The organism is Microbacterium sp. NPDC090003 (assembly GCF_044748385.1).
In the GTDB taxonomy this organism is placed as follows: Bacteria; Actinomycetota; Actinomycetes; order Actinomycetales; family Microbacteriaceae; genus Microbacterium.
The window spans coordinates 2,282,138-2,300,400 of record NZ_JBIVFW010000001.1 but is presented as its reverse complement, the minus strand read 5'-3'; the positions used below and the strand labels follow the sequence as shown (position 1 = coordinate 2,300,400).

The following is an 18,263-nucleotide window of genomic DNA, read 5'->3' as shown; positions in this document are numbered from 1 at the left end:
CACTCCGTATCGTCGCCGACTCGCTGTCCATCCTGGGGAGGGTCGATGAGCGAAAGGCACGACACATGGCACTGGCCCCTGTCCTCAACGCGCTGACAACGGGCGCGTGGGCGCTCTTCCTGGGAATGTTCGTCGCTTCCTCTCGAAGCGGCAAACCCGCACGGCGACGTTGGGTACTCGCCGTCGTCGCGGGGCCTGGCTGGTCGAGGCGGGCGTGCAGCTCTGGCGCGAGCCGGCTATCGAGCCTCCCTGGCTGCAATACCTGCTGCTCCTCCTGCTGCCCGCCGCAGTGGGACTCGGGTTCGCCGTCATCGCGCAGCGCTTCCGCGCATCACCCGTCGCTCCTCCGAGCCAGGACCCGTCGACCGAGGGAGGTGTGCGATGAACGGCTGGGACGTCATGGCCGTCGTCGTCATGCTGTTCGCCGCGACGAGCTTCGGCTGGAGTCTGCGGTCGGCCTGCGAAGGCGAGACGAAGAACTCGCCACGGGCGGGTGCGGCGTTCCTCGCCATCCTGATGTGCGTGATATGCGTCCAGCTTGTGCGCATGCATCCGCCGCTGAGCGATCTGTACTTCTTCCCGTACGCCCTCGCCGCGCCGTGCGCGCTCGGCTATTGGTTCCACAAGAAGCGCACCGAGCGGCGGCACCCGCCCGAAGCATCCGCCCCCGAAACCTCGAACGGAGCCATCCGATGACCGAGCAGACCGCCACCCACATCAGCATCGCCGTCGCGATTGGGCTCGTGATCGTCTCGCTGGCCTATGGGCTGAACCTCGCGCGCCTCCGCGCGAAGAAGCGCGAGAACCCGGGTCCTGGCCGGCCGCGCGACTTCTGGCTCCTGGTGTTCTTCTGCGCCGCGATGCCTGGCGGAATCGTCTTCCTCTGGAACCGTCCCCTCTTCGAACCGGTCCTGCAGCTCGCGCTGCTGTGCATCGTGCCGGTGATGATCGGCTACGGCATCCACGCCCTGCTGGATCGGCGCCAACGTTGAGCGGGCGCGCACACCTGCACGGCGTCCACACGTTTGCACGGAGGATCGGGCGGATGCCCCGTGCAGACGTGATTCGTCCGTGCAGGTGAGCGGGGCGGGACCCTTCGACAAGCTCGCGGCCACCTGGCGGCGGCTGCACGACGCGAACCTCGCCGGGCCTTTCTTCTTCCTGGCGTTCATCCCCGTGGTCGGCTCGTGGATCCTTCTCGTTCTGCTGCTGCAGGGCTCCAAGCCGGAGGGCGCCCGCTTCGACGCGCACGCCGCCTGACACGGGGCGGGACGCTTCGACAGGCTCAGCGACCCGGTCTCAGAAGCTGGGTCCCTGAGCTTGTCGAAGGGCCCCACAACGGACACGAGCGTGGCCCGATGCGCGAGACTGGGAGAGCGGATGCTTCCGCCGACCCCTCGAGGAGACCCGTGCACGCAGCATCCGCTCCCCTGTCCCAGCCGCAGTACCGCGCGTCGCTCGGCCAGGCCGTCTCGCGGTTCTTCCGCAAGTACGCGACGTTCCGCGGGCGCGCGTCGTCGAGCGAGTTCTGGTGGGCGGCGCTCTTCCTGTTCGTCGTGACCCTTGCGCCGAACGTGATGCTCACCCTGGGCGTCGTGAGCGGGTTCGGCAACATCCTCGCGAACCAGGTTCCGGTCACCGCGGGCGCCGACCGGACACTGGTCGGCTACAACCAGCCCGCGCTCCTCGATGACCCGACCGCCGCCGCGCTGATCCCGGTCGGAGCGGTGATCGGCGGCATTCTGGCGCTCGCCCTGATCCTGCCGTGGCTCGCCCTGTCGTGGCGTCGCCTGCACGACTCCGGCCTCGTCGGCGCCTGGTACTTCCTGTCACTGATCCCGGTCGTCGGCGGATTGTTCTTCCTCGTGCTGATGGCCCAACCGACGAAGAAAGAGGGCCGCCGCTTCGACGTGCCGGTGTGAGGCGCCGACGGTCACAGCCCGCGCCGTCGCGTCGGTTCCTCCTCCGCGAGGACCCGACGCCGCTCGCGCCACCCCACCAAGAGAGCCGTCGACGACACGGCGAGGCACAGGAAAGCGGCCAGCCCGACCCACCAGCCCGCCGCTCCGAACGCGAACGAGAGTCCGAAGAGCACCCCCGCAGCGAGGAACAGGAGCCCCTGCACCCACAGCCAGCGCCAGCGCGGCATCCCCTCGCCCTCAGCCTTCGCCGGACGCCGTGTCGAACGACGGCGTCGCCGGGTAGCGGCGGCTTCCCGGCCGACGCGGCGTCGCACGCTCGCGCAGCCGTTCGCGCAGCGCGAGCCCGAACCCCAGTGCCGACACCGAGAAGACGACGATCAGCGTGACGATCGCTTCGGGGATGTGCCGGTCGTCTCGCGTGAACAGCAGGATGCCGCCGACGAGGAGGAACACCACCCCCTGGAGCGCATACGCGCGCACGGCCGTCACGGCCGGGGCTCGACGTCGCTCGTGCGTCGACCGCGTCGGCGCTCGCGCAGCGCTTGAGCGAGCAGGAGCCCCGACGGCAGGAAGGCCCCGGGAACGACCAGCGCCGCCCACCAGCTGACCCCCACCGCGGCGACGACGACGAGCGAGAACAGCAGCGTGCCGAGGAAGAAGAGCCCCGCCTGTGCCAGGTTCCATTTCCACTGGTCCATGACCGTTCCCCCTCATGTCATGCCGGCGTCGCATGGCCGCGCGCCCCCTCACCCTCATGACGAGATGCCCGGCGAGATCGGTCGCGGATGTCTCTTCGCAGCCGTTTCGCGGATCAGCGTAAGAATCCGCCGATCCACTCGTCTCATAGAGGGGCACTCGCCCCGCATCGTTCACTCTGGGGAAAGGAACGAACATGAGTGAGAGCATCCCGCTCTGGTCGCCGACCATGCTGACCGCACCGGCGTCCGCCGCGCAGGCGCGCTTCCACGTGTCGGGCGATCCCGACGACGTCGCGATCGCGATCATGCAGATCGTGGTCGGTGGCGGCCATACCGATCTGCAGATGGCCGACGACCGACGCCGTCTGCGATTCCGCACGAAGCGCACGATCTGGAGCTGGGAGCTCGAGGTGGGCGTGACGACCGTTCCGATGCGCCGCGGGAGCGAGGTGCAGCTCTCGCTCGACGTCGCTCCCGATCGGCCCTACAGCCCTTACGACGTCGAAAAGAACGTTGCCGCGCTCGACGACATCCGGCGACAGATCGAGATGTCGTTCACCTGATTCTCGAGAGCGGCGACAGATTCCTGCACTCCATCCGTCAATAGATGTGGGAGCGGAGTCTCGGTCTTCGCTTCCGTCCTCGATCCGGGAATATCGAGGCCACAGGTGGGCGGCATGGGGGTGTCGCCCACCGCAGGTGGCCGGCATCCCTCACATGCGGATGCCGGCCACCTCCGAGTGGGGATTACTCCCCATGTCCAGAGCCATAGCCGACGCACAGCCTTCGCTATGCTCGTGCGCATGACCTTGGCTACCGTGCAGCAGAACCTGTCCACGCCCGAAGGATTCGCGAAGGCGGTCGACGGCAAACGCACCGTCTCGAGCCTCGGCTGGACGAGCCTGGGGCTCGGCGCCGCAGCCTTCGCGTTCAACCTCTTCTCCACCGGGCAGGCGCTCGATTGGGACTGGACGTGGATCCCGCAGCTGCTCTTCCGTCCCGACCTCTTCGAGTACTCCAGCGGGCGCGGCCAGGCGTGGGCGTACGTCTACACGTACGCGCCGCTGATCCTCATCCCGCTCGGCATCATCCTGCTGATCGTGCACTTCGCGACCCGCAAGAATGCCGGAGCGAACCTCTTCGCCGACTTCCAGTCGCGCGGCTGGGTGGGCAAGCAGCGCTACACCGGGCTGCAGGTCAAGAACGGCAACCAGACGGTCGACACCGTCCTGATCTCGCACCCCAGCATTCCCGACGAGAGCTTCGACGCGATCGCCCTACAGTTCCAGACCTATGTCACGAGCCTCGACAAGAAGGCACTCAAGGCGTTCACGACCAGCGCGACGAAGGCCGGTGTGCTCACCGGCATCCCCGCCGCGGTGATCGCACCGGGCATCCCCGCCGAGGTCGTCATCGCCCCGACGCAGGGCAAGAGCGAGTTCGCCGTGGTGGTTCCGCCCGCTCCGGGCACGACCGGCAAGTTCAAGGTGCTGCCGATCAAGGGCTGATTTTCTGCACTCCGTCGCCAATTCGACGAGCGAGCGTCAGATTCCTGATGCTCGCTCGTCACTCTTTTGAGGGATAGTCGGTTCCCTCATCTACGCGGCGGCTCCAGGGGAGTGTCGCGTGAAGGGGGCGGAGTGTGGTGCGCCGCTCCCTTCACCCTCCATAGTGAGTCGATTGGTGAGAGATGAGCGTCATCCTGGACGAAGTCCGCGTACGACCCCGCAGTGCCCTGAAGGTGCCCCACACCGCCGAGGACCTGGCTCCGGCCGATCCGAACCCCGATGTCCCCGCCGCTCCCCGGCAGGAGATCTACGACGGCTCCGAGCTCCGTCGTGAACGGCGCTTCCTCGGCGACGATGCCTTCTCCGAGATCGGTTCGTCGATCGCATCGGGTGTGCTCGAAGACGGCGAGCTGCTGCGCGACCGCGAGCTCGCCGAGCAGATGGGCATCTCGCGCACGCCGGTACGCGAGGCGATCCTGCAGCTACAGCAGATCGGTCTCGTCGAGATCCTGCCGTCGCGTCGCACCCGCGTGACGCCGCTGACCCGTCAGATCGCCGAGGACTGCCGCCGTTGGGCCGGGTACTGCGGGGGCATCGCCGCCCGGCAGGCCATTCCGACGTTGTCACCGATGGATGCCGAGACCGCCGTCTCCCGTATCGACGCGCTGCTCGGCGCCATCGGTTCGCCGGCCGAGGCCGCGACCGCCGCACTCGAGCTGCTGCTGTTCCTGTCGGCTCGCGCCGGCAGCCCGATCCTCCACGCCGAGATCACCGAGCGTCAGTTCTCTCTGCTCCGCGCACTGCGCCGGCTGTCGTACTCCGCGCAGGAGGTCGAGGCCGCGCGCGTGGGAAGCCGTGATCTCGCGTCCGCGATCGCCCGCCGCGACAGCGACGGGGCCGAGGTCGCGATGCGCAGCATCTTCGGCATCCGCTAGACCTCTTCGAGGGGCCCGGCACGCGCGTTCTGCGCTGGCTCGGGCCCCTCGTCGTATGCCGGAGCATGAGGGCTTCGACAAGCTCAGCGGCCCGGCGGAGACTGGGTCCCACAGCGTCTCGCAGGGGGGCTTCGACAAGCTCAGCAACCGGGCGGAGACTGGGTCCCTGAGCCTGTCGAAGGGTCCCACCCCGCTAGTCAACGAGTCTCGGGGCCCTCGGCATCCACCGGCGGCGACTCGCGCCGCGCGTATCCGATCCAGGCCTCGCGCTTGGCGGCCTCCTCCGCTGCGCGCCGACGGCGCTGCAAGACGATGAACACCACGGCGAGCCCGATCAGCGCCACGACCAACGCCGACCCCACGACGAGCAGGATGCCGGGCAGCGGGCTGGCCTCCGTCTGCACGTCGTCGACACCGTCGATCAGATCTGCCGAGGCGGTGCGCACGAGCGGGCTCGGCGCATCGCCGACGTAGAGGCTGAGCAACGCGGTCGCCCGCAACTCGCCCTGAGGGATGTCTCCGATCCGCGCAGGGATCTCGATCGTCTGCGTCTCGGTCGCTCCGAGGGCGAGCGTCCAGGTCGCCTCGTTGCCGTCCACCTCGGCATCCTCGATCTCGCCGAGCGAGACATAGGCGGGTGGGCTGAGCACGACGCGGGCCTGCACGGCCTCTCCCCTGTTCGTGATCTCGGCGGTGTAGGTGATCCGTTCCCCCGCAGCGAGGGCCTCGGCGTCGCTCGTGAGCGTGACCGCGATGTTCGGCGTCGCCTGCGCGGCGGCGGCCGCCGGAGTCCCACCGAAGCCGAGCAGACCGAGCGCCGGCAGCACGATCGCGAGTACGGCCGCAAAACGGGTGACAGTTAAGAGATGTATACGTGACATGTCGTGGATGCGGTGAACGGGCGAGGCCGCGTGGCCCCGCCCGTTCACCTGTGCCTTACTTCTCGATTACTCGGCGACGTTCTGACGACGGCGCACCAGGAGCAGTGCGAGTCCGGCGAGGATCGCCAGCGTCGCGACTCCGAGGCCTCCGCCCACGATCCACGGGTTCATACCCGTGGTCGCCAGCGGCGGCTGTCCCGGTACCTCGACCTCTGTCAGCGTCTGGCAGGCGTCGAAGCACGGCTGGCCGTCACCGGGGATCACGGAGTTCACGAGCTCGCGGTCACCCGACACGGAGTCGTTCACCGTGACGCTGTAGGTGACGGTGACGACCTCCCCGACCGCGAGCGCCCCGGACCAGCTGAGCACCGGTGCCTCGTAGGTCGCGCCGTTCGTCGCGTCACCGTTGTAGGTCGCGTCATCGAGCACCTCCGACAGGTCGTCGGTGAACGATGCGGGCGTCGCATCGGTGTAGTCGACCGCTCCGCTGTTCTCGATCGCGATCGTGTACGTCACGACGTTGCCGAGTTCGGTGGAGGTGGTGTCGACAGCCTTCGCGACGACGTACCCCATCACGGGAGTGTTCGTGATGCACGAGCCCTCCTCGAGGCACTCACCACCATCGCCCGGGGTGACGGCGTTCACCAGCTCGAGGTCGCCCGTGAGCTCGTCGTCGACCGTCACCGAGTAGGTCAGCGTGACGCTCTCCTCCACCGGGATCGCGAGCGACCACGTCAGGATCGGGGCGGCGTAGGTCGCACCGTTCGAGGCGTCGCCGTTGTAGGAGGCGTCGTCGAGCACACCCGACAGGTCATCGGAGACCGTGGCCGGAGCATCCGCCGTGAAGGCAGCGGCGCCGGTGTTGGTCACGACGATGGTGTAGGTGAGCACCTGTCCACGGCCGATGGTCGTCGCGGATGCGGACTTGTCGACCGTGAAGGAGCGGAGCGCATCCGTGGTGGAGCACTCGCCCTCGGGGTCGCACCCGCCACCGGGACCGGTGGGGACGACCGCGTTCGTGAGAACGCCGTCGCCGGTTCCGGCGGCGAGCACGGTCACCGAGTACGTGATCTCGATGGACGCGCCACTGGGGAGGGCGTCCGACCACGTCAGGGTGTTGCCGGTGACAGTCGCACCGGCGGACGCATCGTCGTTGTACTCCGCGTCGTCCAACACCGCCGACAGGTCGTCGGTGAAGGAGGCCGGAACGTCATCGGTGTAGTCGACGACGCCCGTGTTCGTGATGGTGATCGTGTACTCGACCACGTCGCCCGCGGTGACCGATCCACCGGCAGATGAGGTCTTCGACGCCGTGTAGGCCCGAAGCTCGTCGGCCGTGGAGCAGGCTCCGATGCAGGTTCCGCCGTCACCCGGGGCCACCGCGTTCTCGAGGATGCCGTCGCCGGCACCCGCCGCGTTCACGGTCACCGAGTAGGTGATCTCGATCGAGGTACCGGCTGCGAGCGGCCCCTCCCACGAGAGCGTGTTCTCCGAGACGGTGGCGCCGCTGGTCGCGTCGTCGTTGTACGTCGCGTCGTCGAGCACGGCCGACAGGTCGTCGGTGAACGATGCCGGGTCGGCATCCGTGAAGTCCACCGCACCGTTGTTGGTGACCGTGATCGTGTAGGTCACGACGTCGCCCTCGACGACTTCGCCCGCACCGGACGACGTCTTGGTGACCTGGAACTGACCGATCGGCGTGTTCGTCGCGCACTCCGCCTCGGGGGCGCAGTCGCCACCCGGAGCGGTCGGGACCACGATGTTGCCGAGGTTGAGGTCACCCGCGCTCTCGCCCGCCGGGTTGACCGTGACCGAGTAAGTGATCTCGATGGTCTGCCCGACCGCGAGTGCACCCTCCCACGACAGTGTCGTACCGGTGACGGTGGCGCCGTTAGAGGCGTCGTCGTTGTACGTCGCGTCGTCGAGCACGTTCGCGAGGTTGTCATCGAACGAGGCGGGCTCGTCAGCCGTGTAGTCGATCGCACCCGTGTTGGTGACGGTCACCGTGTAGGTGATGACGTCGCCGGGCAGCGCGGTGGCGGCCGAAGCCTCCTTCGACACCGTGAACGATCCCGACGGGATGTTCACGAGGCACGCCGGGTCGGTCGAGCCGGGCTCGCAGTTCCCGCCGTTCTCGGTGACGACCGCGTTGTCGATCTGGCTGTCACCCGTTACCGGGTCGTTCACGGTCACGGAGTACGTGATCGTGACCGTCTCGTCGACAGCGAGCGGACCCGACCAGCTCAGCACCGGGGCCGCGTAGGTCGCGCCACCCGTGACGTCGCCGTTGTAGGTCGCGTCGTCGAGCACCTCGGAGAGGTCGTCGGTCAGCGCCGCCGGGGACTCGGCCGTGTAGGGCGCCTCACCGGTGTTCGTGATCGTCAGCGTGTAGGTGATGGTGTCGCCCGGGATCACGTCGACGGCATCGGCCGTCTTGGTGACCGTGTAGGACTGCACGGGCGTGCTCGTCTCGCAGACCTCATCGGGATCGCATGATCCGCCGGGGCCCGTCGGGACGACCGTGTTGCCGAGCACGTTGTCGCCCGTGTTCGGGCTGTTCACGGTCACCGAGTAGACGATGTCGATCGACTCACCGGCCGCGAGCGCACCCGACCAGGCGAGCGTGTTGCCCGTGACGGTCGCGCCGTTGGTGGCGTCGTCGTTGTACGACGCGTCGTCGAGCACGGCCGACAGGTCGTCGGTGAAGGATGCTGGAGCAGCCGTCGTGTAGTCCACAGCGCCGGTGTTGGTCACCGTCACCGTGTAGGTGAGGGTGCCACCGAGCTGGATGGACGTCGCCGACGCCGTCTTCGAGACGGTGTACGACCGCACGTCGGTCGTCGTCGAGCACTCGCCCGCCGGGTCGCACGATCCGCCGGTTCCGGTCGGCACGACCGCGTTGGTGATCTCGTTGTCACCGGTGTTCGGCGAGTTCACCGTCACCGAATAGGTGATGGTGATCGTGTCTCCGGCGGCCAGCGCACCCGACCAGCTCAGCGTCGGCGCGGCGTAGGTGGCACCGTTGTCGGCGTCGCCGTTGTACACCGCATCGTCGAGCACGGCCGACAGGTCGTCGGTGAACGACGCCGGGTCGGCGGCCGTGTAGTCGACCGCACCGGTGTTCTCGACGGTCACCGTGTAGGTGATCGTTCCACCGGGCTCGACGGTCGAGGCCGAGGCGGCCTTGGTGACCGTGTACGACTGCACCGGAGTGGTGGTCGCGCACTCGTCGGGCACGCATTCGCCGCCGGGGCCGTCGGGGACGACCGCGTTGGTGAGAACGCCGTCGCCGGTGTTGGGGTCGTTGACCGTCACGGTGTAGACGATGGTCGTCGACGCGCCTGCCGCGAGCGGCCCCTCCCACGAGAGCGTGTTGCCCGTCACCGTGGCGCCGTTGGTGGCGTCGTCGTTGTACTCGGCGTCGTCGAGCACGGCCGACAGGTCGTCGGCGAAGGATGCCGGGGCATCCGCGGTGTAGGCGACCTCGCTGCCGTTCGTGACGGTGATCGTGTACGTGATCGTGTCACCGGGCACGACGCTCGTCGCGGACGACGACTTCGACACCGTGTAGAACTGCAGCGGCGTATCGGTCTCGCACTCGCCCGGGGCGCACTCGCCACCGGGGCCGGTCGGCGCGACGGTGTTCGAAAGCGAACCGTCGCCGGTGCGCGGGTCGTTCACGGTCACCGAGTAGGTGATGGTGACGGTCTGACCGACGGCGATCGGGCCCGACCACGCGAGGTTCGGCGAGGTGAAGGTCGGCGCCGGCAGCTGGATTCCCGGCTGCCCCGCGACCACTGCGGTCGGCGTGCCGGTGATCGTCGCATCGTCGAGCACGGCCGAGAGGTCGTCACTGATCGAGGCGGGAATACCGGCCGTGTACGCCGCGGTGCCGTCATTGACGACCGTCACGGTGTAGGTCACGACGTCGCCCGGGTTGACGGTCACGGGTGTGCTCGCCGCGACCTCCTTCTCGACCGAGTAGTGACGGACCGGGTTCGTCGTCTCCTCGCAGCCGGCGGGCGGGCAGGTGCCGTCGCCGTTGCTGAGGACGTTACCGAGGCGGTGGTCGCCCTGCTCCGCGAAGTCGTTCACAGTGACCGTGTAGGTGACCGTGAGCGTCTCGCCGACCGGTACGTCACCGGTGATGGCGAGTTCGTCCCCCGTCAGGGTGGCGGTGAGACCGGCGTCGGCCGTCGGCCCCCCGGTCAGCTCGGCATCGTCGAGCACCTCGGTGAGCGTGTCGAGCGCGTCGACCGCGGCCGGGGTCTGACCCGTGTTCGTGAAGGACAGCGTGTAGGTGACCTCCTGGCCCGCCACGACGGCGGTGCCGCTGGCCGGATCGACCGTCTTGGTGAACGACAGCGCTGCGGCGGGGATCTGCACGAAGTCGCAGGCCGCGGCCGGGTCGAGGGCATCCTCTTCCGGCACGCAGACCGTGTTGATCAGCACGTTGTCGCCGGTCGAGGCGTCGTAGGTGACCGTATAGGTGATGGTCGCCGACTCGCCGGAGGCCAGCACGCCCTCCCAGCTCAACTCGGGCGTCGCGAAGTCGACGGTTCCGGCGGATGCCGCAGCGTCGTCGTTGAACGTCGCGTCGTCGAGCACCGAGGTGAGGTCGTCCGTGAACGTCGCCGGGTTCGCGGCGGTGAAGTCGCCGGGTCCGACGTTCGTCACGACCACCGTGTAGGTGACGGAGTCACCGTCGGCGGGGAGATCGTCGGTGCTCGCGGTCTTGTCGACCGTGAGGCGCGGCAGCGGGGTCTCGGTCGAGGCGCACGGCTCGCCCGTCACCGGATCGGTGCCGTCGGCATCCGCAGGATCGCACGCAGGCACATCGGTCGGCGGGGTGCCGGGGGGCGGCGGGGTGTTCGGCTGCCAGGCGACGTTGCGGACGATGCCGTCGCCGCCCGCCGCGAGGGTCACCGAGTACTCCAGCGTCACGGATGCACCCGGCGCGAGTGCACCGCGCCACGAGATGAAGCCGGCAGGCAGGTAGGTCGGAGCCGGAGCCGCCGATGCCGTCGCGTCGTTGTTGTACGTCGCGTCGTCGAGCACGCCGCGGAGATCGTCGTACACGACGGCCGGGAACTGCGCGTTGTACGGTGCCGTGCCCGTGTTGGTGGCGGTGACGGTGTAGGTCACCACGTCACCGGGGCGGCTGGCGGCCGTCTGCGACGAGGTCTTCTCGATCTCGAGCGCGCGATCCGCGTAGGTCACCGGGTAGTCCTCGACCTCGCCGCCGACCACGGCGCCGGTGGGCAGCGGAGTGGCGACCGCACCGGAGAAGAGACGGAAGCGGGCGAAGGTGTCGACGGTCGCGGTGCCGACCGGGAAGGTCAGGGTGTAGTTCGCGGTGCCGCTGTTGGCGGGTACGGCGACCGTGACCAGCTCACCGGCCTCGAACGTGCCGTTGCCGTTGAGATCGATCCATCCTGCGAGGGTGGCGGCCGTGCCGGTGTTGTTCGTGGCGGAGACCGTCACGGCGGTCTGGGTGCCGTTCGTCATCACGATGGGAGCCGCAACGCCGTCTTCATCCGCCAGACCCGTGACGTCGTCACCGTCGGCCTCGGGGGTGGGCTGTCCGTCGGTCTCAGCGTCGATGGACGTGCCGAGCATGAGCGGCGAAGTGCCGGCGGCGGAGTCGTACCCGACGATTCCGTGGCGCGGGCCGTTCTGGGCGAGAGTCGTGCCGTAGCTGGCCGGAGCGTCGCCGAAGTCCGAGGCGACGAACTCGACGGTCGTGGTGCCGGGCTCGTTGAGACCGGTCGGCGTGACGTTGTCGGGGCCGTTCTCGAAGGTGCCCACGGTCGGAGAGGTGACATCGACCGTGATCGTGCACGACGCCTGACCGGCGGCGAGAGATCCGTTGGTGATCGTGATGGTGTCGCTACCGGCCGTCGCGGCGCGGGTCGCGACGCAGGTGCCGCCGAGGTTCGGAGTCGGCGCGACCGTGAGACCGGTCGGGAGTGCGTCGACGAAGCCCCAGCCCGCCTTCGCGGCGAGTTCGCTGGTGTTCGTGACGGTGAAGGTCAGCGTCGAGACACCGCCGGCGAGCACGGTGGTCGGGGAGAAGACCTTGTCGAGCTGCGGGGTGACGTCGAGGATGCGGATGTCGTCGAACGCGGCGTCGTTGCCCGACCCGCTGCCGTTCGCGTTCGTCATACGGACGCCGACCGAGGCACCGCTGAAGAGGATGGATCCGTTGGAGGTGTAGGTACCGACGTTGACGGCGGACGCTGCAACCGAGCCGACGGCGGGAGTCTGCACCGTGGTACCGGAGCTGCAGGCATTGATCTGGCCGCCGACCGGCGTGGCGACGCCGGCCGATGACACCAGCGAGAAGTTGTAGAGGGGCGCCGAGACCTGGCAGTTCTTCGCGGCGGCGTTCACACTGAAAGTCAGGAAACGTCCGTTCGCCGACGCGAGAGGCACGGGATTCACCGTGGCGAACTCGATCAGGTTGGCCCCCGGGCTTCCCTCGGTGTACGCGGCGACAGCGCGGTTGTTGGTCGGAGCCGCAGTGCCGTTGTGCACGCCGAGTGCGTACACGATCTGACGCACGTGCTCGGAGCTGCCGAGGTTCGCACAGTTGCCCTGGCTCGACGCCGGAATGCTGTGGCTGACGACGATGCCGTTGCAGCCCGTGAGCCACGGGTTTGCGGCCGTGTAGCGCTCGCCCCCCGCGCCCACGTAGTTGCTCAGGAGCACAGGGGTGTTGACCCGGTTGTTCTCGAAGTTCTCCTGGAAGAGGGTGGTCGGCGCCGAGGGCACGCCCGGGTTACCCGGAGCGAGCTTGGCGATGAGCCCCTGCGCAACCGGGGCGGACACCGCCTGGCCGACGGCGTTCGAGCCCCCCGCCGGCGCAGCGAAGGCCGCGGCTGGCACGAATGTCGACATCAGGCTGACGACGAGCGACGTCACCGCGAGTGCGGCGATCGCCGGCCTCTTACGGCTGAGTCCTTCATCGCGGGTGACCGACGGGCGTCGATTCTTCCGCGCGAACAGAGTGCGCATACGCATGCTTGGGTTCCCTCCCCCTCGTGCTCGACACGGGTACGTCGAGACAGAGCATTGGCCAGTATTCCGGTGACCAGACACTCAGGGAAAGCTCAGGAAACAAATATCACCCTCACAGGGGCAAAAATTCACCCCGGGTGATGTCACCGCGTCAACGGCGGAGGTGAGCGGTCGCCTGCAGGGCGGCTTCTCGACTCGAGACGCCCAGCTTGCGGTAGAGCACACGCAGATGCGTCTTCGCCGTGTTTCGGGAGACGTACATGCTCTCCGCGATCTTCTGGACCGACGCGTGCGCGGCGAGAAGCCCGAGGACCTGTTCCTCGCGCGGGGTGAGCGAGACCATCGGCGGCGGCACGATGCGCGCACCCTTGTCGTCCGGACAGGGCGCCTGCTCGGCGAGCAGACGATGCAGCCCGGGAAGGGCCTCCTGCGCCGCATCCGCAGCGCCCGCAGACGCGATCGCCTCGCCCATACCCGCGATCAGAGCCTTCGTCGTCGGCGTCGGGCGCGCCAGATAGGCGAGGTTTCCGCGGATGATCCGCCACCGGGGGGCTTCGATGAAACCCGCCCGATGCTGCGCCTCGACCCGGTCGAGCAGGGCGCTTGCCTCGGCGGCGCGACCTCGGATCATGAGTGCACGCGCGGCGCTGACGGCGAGGTACGGGTGCGTGCCGGCACGGTCGAGAGGCGCGACGACGCGCAATGCGGCGTCGAGGTCGCCGAGGGACTGGTGGATGTCGGACATGTCCGCGCGCAAGAGCGCGCCGGCGAGGGAGCTTGGTGGCGTCAGGGAGGGGGACGAAGAGAGCGCGTGCTCGATCTCACGCAGCGCGCGAGCACGATCGCCCCAGAGCAGTGCATGCCGCGCGCGCGCGTGGATCCCGACCCACCACAGATCACCGGACTCGGCCGTGCGTGCGACCTGCGCGAGCAGATCAGCGGTGGCATCTCGGTCGAGCGCACCCACCGAGACCAGAACCCGAGCGAGCAGCCCCGCGAGCTGGAGCCGGAACGTCGGCACCTTCGAGTTGTCGCCAAATGCCACTCGGCCGCGATCGAGCCACGTCGTCGCACGAACGTTGTCGCCCGCGAGGGCGTGCGCGAGCGCGCAGTACCCGGCGAGGTACGGCGCGAGAGGGTGCGCCGCCTCGGTCGTTCGCCTCCACGCCTCGGCGAGGGCAGCGGCGGCCCGCACGAGGTCTCCGACCACGAGGCGCGCGAGCCCGATGTGCAGCACCACCACACCGAGGAGGTCGACCGGCGCATCGGCGTCGCCGAGTCCGTCGATGGCCCGCTCCGCATCATCGGCGGCATCGTTCGCGCGCGTGAAACGACCAGCGACCAGGCTTCGGCGGATCTCCAGGGCGTGAAGGCTGAGCGTGTCCCGCACAGCCGGATGATCCTGATCGAGCACCCAGTGGGTGAACGCACGCTCGATCTGCTCATCGAGGCGATCGGAGGAGCCGTGAGTGGCGTCGGTCAATGCCGAAGCCAGCATCCGACGCGGATGCTTCACCACCCACTCGTGCGGAATCCGCGACCACACCTCGATCAAGGTGCGCGGCCCGACGAGCGTGAGCGCGAAGAAATGGTCGTCGAGGATCTCGCCGACATCGTCCCAGCGCTCCTCGTCGAGCGCCGCGTGGATGTCGGCGATCACGCGCTGCCCACGCTCCGACGACCGGACGTCGCCGACGCTGCCGGGCGCACCCGCCGTCGAGCTCGGGGTGGTGGCTTTCATGGGCTTCCTCTGCCGGAGTCGCGGTGGGGTGGACGAGAGCGCGGCGAAACCCTTGCGACGTCCGTCGGCCTCGGCCAGCGCTGCGCGGAGAGGTGAATCGAGGTCTATGACAAGCGTTGTGCGTCGTCCATCGATAAGACGAAGTCGGCGACGGAATCGGTCGATCGTGCAGAAACTGACCCCCGCTCCGCAGGAAGTGGGCTCCGCTCCGCCTCGGTGGCGCGGTCGCCGTCGCGGTTGTCCGGAGTCGAGGTCGCTCGATAAATTGAGTTCGAGCCCTGGGGAGGGATATCGGTGAACACCGTGACGATGGGTCGGCGCGCGGCGGAGCGGTGCGATGACTTCGGCTGGCATCCACGGGGGCGCATCGATCCCCGCCTGGTGGCCGAGACGATGCAGCATCCGAGTTATGGCATGGGCCGGGCGTGGTCGCGTTCGGCCGGCTATCGGCTGACCGAGGCGCCGGAGCGCATCTACCTCGTCTACACGATCGAGGGCGGCTTCGAGTTCGAGGTCGACGGCGCGGCAGTCGTCGCCGACGCCCATTCACTCATCCTGCTCGACGGCGAGGCACCGACGACCGCCCGCACGCTGACGACGACCGCCCGATTCGTCTGGTACCTCGAGCCCACCTTCTTGCGAGCGAGCAGCTCGCGATTCCGGTTCCACGAGCCGGTGTCGCTGGGCGACTCCTCGGCGCGGGCCCTTTCGGCGATGACGAACTCGATGCTGAACTCTCCCGCCCCGTCGACCGCGTCGGCGCATCGACACCTCGGCATCGCGCTCGAGCATCTGATCGCCGGAGCGCTGGAAGAGGCGGGGAGCGAACTCGGCCAGGATTCCCGGCACCGTGACGGGGTGTTCATGGCGGCTCAGCTTGCGATCGAGGCGCACTTCCGCGACCCGGCTTTCGACGTTTCTCAGCTCGCTCGGGAGGTGTCGGTGAGCGCCCGGACCCTCCACGGAACATTCGCCCGTCTGGGGACGACGCCGCGACGCGAGATCGAACGCCGTCGCATCGCCGAGGCGAACGCGCTCTCGGATGCCGAGTCTTTGAGCGCGGCGATCACCGCGGAACGAGCGGGCTTCTCCTCGGCCAAGCAACTGCGCCGCGCTCTCGTACGCACGTCCGGCGCCGGAAGATCGACGCCGCGCCCCTGACGATCCGATATCCCCGCAACGGCGTCCCGCCGCGCCCTCGCTCGCTCACCCTCGTTCATTCCTCCGGGCAGCGAGAAGGCGGAGCCGCGTGTTGTCACGCGACTCCGCCTTCTCGGAGGGGCTTACGCCTGGCCGCGGCGGCGGCGAGCCACCAGGGCGATCGCTCCGGACGCCAGCAGGAGTCCGGCGATGACGATCAGCGGCGTGGAGTCCGCACCCGTGATCGCGAGCGACGTGGTCGACCCGCCCTTGGGGGTGGTCGGCGGCGTCGTGGGCGGCACGACCGTGACCGCGTTCTCGAGACCGATCTCGACGAGACCCGCACCCTGCGTGAAGGTGGCGGTGCCGTCACCGTTGTCGGTGACGCCGGCGCCCGAGAACTTCGGGGTCGCGAAGGTGACGCCCGGAGCCGTCGCCTTGACCTCGGTCAGGGTGACGACGGTACCCTCGGGCACCTCCTGGATCTCGTAGACCGTTCCGTTGCGCACCTCGAACGTGTCTTCGCGGGGCTCGGTCTCGCCCGGGACCATCGCGCTGTAGCTCACCGAGTACGCCATGTCGACGACCTTGGCTGCGCCATCACCCGTCACGGTCTTGGTGACCGCGAAGGAGAAGAGGTTGAAGTCAACCGGGTTGGTGAGGATGACCGAGACGGTGCCCTCGCCGATCGTGAACGACGCAGAACCGTCGCCGTTGTCCGTGACACCTGTGCCTGCGAAGACCGGGGTGCCGTACGTGACATTGGCCGCAGTCGGTGCGACCTCCGCCAGCGTCACGACCGTGCCGACGGGCAGCTCGGCGAGGCCGGCGGTCTCGCCGTCTGCGATCACGAGCGAACCGGTGACCGTCTCTCCCGCGACGACGTAGGAGTAGTTCACCGTGTACTCCGCGCCGGCGACGACACCCGCACCGGTGCCCGCGACGACCTTGGTGACATCGAAGCCTCCGAGCAGCTGCTCGACCGGGTTCTCGAGGCCGATGGCGATCTCACCGTCGATCATCGTGACCGTCGCCGTGCCGTCACCGTTGTCGGTGACGCCCGTTCCGGAGAAGACCGGGGTGCCGTACACAACGCCCTCGCCGACGGCCTGGACCTCGGAGAGCGTGAGGACCGCCCCCTCGGGCACGTCGTTCAGCTCGGTGGTCTGACCGTCGGTGACGGTGAGCTCGCCCGTGGTCGTGCCGTACGAGTAGTTCACGGTGTACGAGGTGCCCGCGACCTGCGGGGCACCCGAACCGGTGACCGTCTTGGTGAGTGCGATGTCGCCGAGGTTGTCGCCCTCGCCGCCACCGCCGGCACCTGCGTACGGGAGAGGCGTCGCGGTGTAGGTGGTCCCGTTCACGACCGCGCTGTTGTTGAAGACGTCGCCATTCTGAGCGCCCTCAGGCCAGTCCATCACGACCTGCACCTGGTAGACGCGGGTGCCGTCGGTGTTCGCACCGTTGAGCTGAACGTCGAAGGCCGTGTCAGCCGGACGGTTGGTGAGAGTGTACGAACCGGCTCCGCTGCCCTGGCCGAGGTAGGTCCACTTGGACGTGTCAGAGCGCTGCTCCCAGTCGACCTTGGCGATCGAGCGGACGGTCAAGCGCGACGGGTCGAACACGAGCGGAGCGTCGTAGTCGTCGGTGATGATCGGATTGGCTCCTGCACCCAGGTCTTCACTGGGGACGTCGATGTTCCACGTCATGGAGGTTCCGTCGTCGTTCGGGTAGCCGAACTTGGTCGGCGAACCGGGGGCAGTGTCGGGCCCAGCCGTGCCGACGCCGCCCTCGACGTCGGTCACGATGGTCACGTTGTTGCCGGTCGTGAACTCGATCTGCTCCTCGGTGAAGGTCTCGACGAACTTCGTGTTGAAGTTCAGCGTGCCGTGCACGTTGTTGTGATCGGCCACGAAGTCGGTGAGTGTGCAGACGAACTGATTCGCCGTCACCTCGCAGGTGCCGACGATGTTGCCATCCGCGTCCGGCAGGTTGATCGAGGCACCGAACCCGACGAGCGCGTCGGGGAAGTTGAGGGTGAAGGTGTCGCCCGGCTGCGCCGAGTCCGGCACGGCCCAGGTCGCGGCGACCTGGTACTGAGCATCCTTCACGTACGGCGGCGCGTTGACGATGTCGACGCTGGTGACGCCGTTCACCTCGGCAGCGCTCGCGGACTGCGCCGTGAACACCCCCGAGAACATGGCCAGGACCATGCCCATCAGTACAAGAAGTGCACCGGTCGCGCGTGAGCGCTTTCGGAGCACTGCAGAATTCCCATTCATCCCAGTTCCCTCATCCCGTTTCGAAGCACAGCGGTCGGCGTAGGCCCCCGACGTTAAGACGCCGCACTCGCGCGTTCATTACGCGCTTCGTTCGTTTTTCTCCAAAGCCGTGGGGTCTCCGTCATTGACGACACGC

16 protein-coding genes are annotated in these 18,263 nt (G+C 68.3%); 9 read left to right on the top strand and 7 right to left on the bottom strand.

Annotated elements, in window-relative coordinates; translation table 11 throughout:
- The first annotated feature begins 169 nt into the window (after positions 1-169).
- The 5 genes from ACIPVN_RS11115 (at position 170) to ACIPVN_RS11095 (ending at position 1,922) form a co-directional block, all read left to right on the top strand.
- Positions 170-385, top strand: coding sequence for a hypothetical protein (locus tag ACIPVN_RS11115; RefSeq protein WP_400442764.1), 216 nt, complete (start codon positions 170-172; stop codon positions 383-385).
- Positions 382-696, top strand: a complete 315-nt coding sequence (locus ACIPVN_RS11110; RefSeq protein ID WP_400442763.1) for a hypothetical protein — start codon at positions 382-384, stop codon at positions 694-696. Before ACIPVN_RS11115 ends, ACIPVN_RS11110 begins: the two co-directional genes overlap by 4 nt.
- Positions 693-992, top strand: coding sequence for a hypothetical protein (locus ACIPVN_RS11105; RefSeq protein ID WP_400442762.1), 300 nt, complete (start codon positions 693-695; stop codon positions 990-992). The genes ACIPVN_RS11110 and ACIPVN_RS11105 overlap by 4 nt, the downstream gene beginning before the upstream one ends.
- An 85-nt stretch (positions 993-1,077) precedes the next feature.
- Positions 1,078-1,260 (top strand): DUF805 domain-containing protein, encoded by a 183-nt coding sequence (locus tag ACIPVN_RS11100; protein WP_400442761.1) that lies wholly within the window; start codon positions 1,078-1,080, stop codon positions 1,258-1,260.
- A 149-nt stretch (positions 1,261-1,409) separates the two neighbouring features.
- Entirely contained in the window at positions 1,410-1,922 is a 513-nt protein-coding gene (locus ACIPVN_RS11095; RefSeq protein WP_400442760.1) for a DUF805 domain-containing protein, read from the top strand.
- Between the two features lie 11 nt (positions 1,923-1,933).
- On the opposite strand, the gene ACIPVN_RS11090 is transcribed toward ACIPVN_RS11095, so the two are convergent.
- From ACIPVN_RS11090 to ACIPVN_RS11080, 3 genes are read right to left on the bottom strand one after another with little or no spacing between them, the layout of a single operon-like run.
- Entirely contained in the window at positions 1,934-2,149 is a 216-nt protein-coding gene (locus tag ACIPVN_RS11090; protein WP_400442759.1) for a hypothetical protein, read from the bottom strand.
- A gap of 10 nt (positions 2,150-2,159) precedes the next feature.
- Positions 2,160-2,411 carry a hypothetical protein gene (locus tag ACIPVN_RS11085; RefSeq protein ID WP_400442758.1) on the bottom strand — a complete coding sequence of 84 codons (252 nt, stop codon included), beginning with the start codon at positions 2,409-2,411 and terminating at the stop codon, positions 2,160-2,162.
- Positions 2,408-2,620 carry a hypothetical protein gene (locus tag ACIPVN_RS11080; protein WP_400442757.1) on the bottom strand — a complete coding sequence of 71 codons (213 nt, stop codon included), beginning with the start codon at positions 2,618-2,620 and terminating at the stop codon, positions 2,408-2,410. Before ACIPVN_RS11080 ends, ACIPVN_RS11085 begins: the two co-directional genes overlap by 4 nt.
- 194 nt (positions 2,621-2,814) lie before the next feature.
- Here ACIPVN_RS11080 and ACIPVN_RS11075 point away from each other — a divergent pair, with 194 nt between their 5' ends.
- From ACIPVN_RS11075 to ACIPVN_RS11065, 3 genes are all read left to right on the top strand, one after another.
- Positions 2,815-3,183, top strand: a complete 369-nt coding sequence (locus ACIPVN_RS11075; RefSeq protein WP_400442756.1) for a hypothetical protein — start codon at positions 2,815-2,817, stop codon at positions 3,181-3,183.
- 240 nt (positions 3,184-3,423) lie between these two features.
- Positions 3,424-4,128, top strand: a complete 705-nt coding sequence (locus tag ACIPVN_RS11070; RefSeq protein ID WP_400442755.1) for a hypothetical protein — start codon at positions 3,424-3,426, stop codon at positions 4,126-4,128.
- Positions 4,129-4,310: 182 nt separating this feature from the next.
- Positions 4,311-5,063 carry a GntR family transcriptional regulator gene (locus tag ACIPVN_RS11065; RefSeq protein ID WP_400442754.1) on the top strand — a complete coding sequence of 251 codons (753 nt, stop codon included), beginning with the start codon at positions 4,311-4,313 and terminating at the stop codon, positions 5,061-5,063.
- A gap of 197 nt (positions 5,064-5,260) precedes the next feature.
- Here the strand turns inward: ACIPVN_RS11065 and ACIPVN_RS11060 are convergent, their stop codons facing one another.
- The 3 genes from ACIPVN_RS11060 to ACIPVN_RS11050 all read right to left on the bottom strand — a co-directional run bounded on the left by ACIPVN_RS11060 (position 5,261) and on the right by ACIPVN_RS11050 (position 14,705).
- Positions 5,261-5,944: a hypothetical protein gene (locus ACIPVN_RS11060; RefSeq protein ID WP_400442753.1), complete on the bottom strand. Its 684-nt coding sequence runs from the start codon at positions 5,942-5,944 to the stop codon at positions 5,261-5,263.
- Between the two features lie 66 nt (positions 5,945-6,010).
- Positions 6,011-12,967 carry a beta strand repeat-containing protein gene (locus ACIPVN_RS11055; protein ID WP_400442752.1) on the bottom strand — a complete coding sequence of 2,319 codons (6,957 nt, stop codon included), beginning with the start codon at positions 12,965-12,967 and terminating at the stop codon, positions 6,011-6,013.
- Between the two features lie 148 nt (positions 12,968-13,115).
- The gene (locus tag ACIPVN_RS11050; RefSeq protein ID WP_400442751.1) at positions 13,116-14,705 is read right to left on the bottom strand and encodes a LuxR C-terminal-related transcriptional regulator; all 1,590 of its coding nucleotides are present in this window, start codon (positions 14,703-14,705) and stop codon (positions 13,116-13,118) included.
- 294 nt (positions 14,706-14,999) lie between these two features.
- Between ACIPVN_RS11050 and ACIPVN_RS11045 the strand changes: the two genes are divergently transcribed.
- On the top strand, positions 15,000-15,866 hold the full coding sequence (locus tag ACIPVN_RS11045; RefSeq protein WP_400442750.1) for a helix-turn-helix domain-containing protein: 867 nt from the start codon (positions 15,000-15,002) through the stop codon (positions 15,864-15,866).
- 122 nt (positions 15,867-15,988) lie between these two features.
- On the opposite strand, the gene ACIPVN_RS11040 is transcribed toward ACIPVN_RS11045, so the two are convergent.
- A complete protein-coding gene (locus tag ACIPVN_RS11040; RefSeq protein WP_400442749.1) occupies positions 15,989-18,058 on the bottom strand; it encodes a DUF5979 domain-containing protein in 2,070 nt (689 codons plus the stop codon).
- Positions 18,059-18,263: the final 205 nt, after the last annotated feature.

Bases quoted from the DNA above. Each gene is read 5' to 3' on its own strand.
- ACIPVN_RS11110 (WP_400442763.1), top strand. From the start codon at position 382: ATGAACGGCTGGGACGTCATGGCCGTCGTCGTCATGCTGTTCGCCGCG.
- ACIPVN_RS11105 (WP_400442762.1), top strand. From the start codon at position 693: ATGACCGAGCAGACCGCCACCCACATCAGCATCGCCGTCGCGATTGGG.
- ACIPVN_RS11090 (WP_400442759.1), bottom strand. From the start codon at position 2,149: ATGCCGCGCTGGCGCTGGCTGTGGGTGCAGGGGCTCCTGTTCCTCGCT.
- ACIPVN_RS11080 (WP_400442757.1), bottom strand. From the start codon at position 2,620: ATGGACCAGTGGAAATGGAACCTGGCACAGGCGGGGCTCTTCTTCCTC.
- ACIPVN_RS11075 (WP_400442756.1), top strand. From the start codon at position 2,815: ATGAGTGAGAGCATCCCGCTCTGGTCGCCGACCATGCTGACCGCACCG.
- ACIPVN_RS11070 (WP_400442755.1), top strand. From the start codon at position 3,424: ATGACCTTGGCTACCGTGCAGCAGAACCTGTCCACGCCCGAAGGATTC.
- ACIPVN_RS11065 (WP_400442754.1), top strand. From the start codon at position 4,311: ATGAGCGTCATCCTGGACGAAGTCCGCGTACGACCCCGCAGTGCCCTG.
- ACIPVN_RS11060 (WP_400442753.1), bottom strand. From the start codon at position 5,944: ATGTCACGTATACATCTCTTAACTGTCACCCGTTTTGCGGCCGTACTC.
- ACIPVN_RS11055 (WP_400442752.1), bottom strand. From the start codon at position 12,967: ATGCGTATGCGCACTCTGTTCGCGCGGAAGAATCGACGCCCGTCGGTC.
- ACIPVN_RS11050 (WP_400442751.1), bottom strand. From the start codon at position 14,705: ATGAAAGCCACCACCCCGAGCTCGACGGCGGGTGCGCCCGGCAGCGTC.
- ACIPVN_RS11040 (WP_400442749.1), bottom strand. From the start codon at position 18,058: ATGGTCCTGGCCATGTTCTCGGGGGTGTTCACGGCGCAGTCCGCGAGC.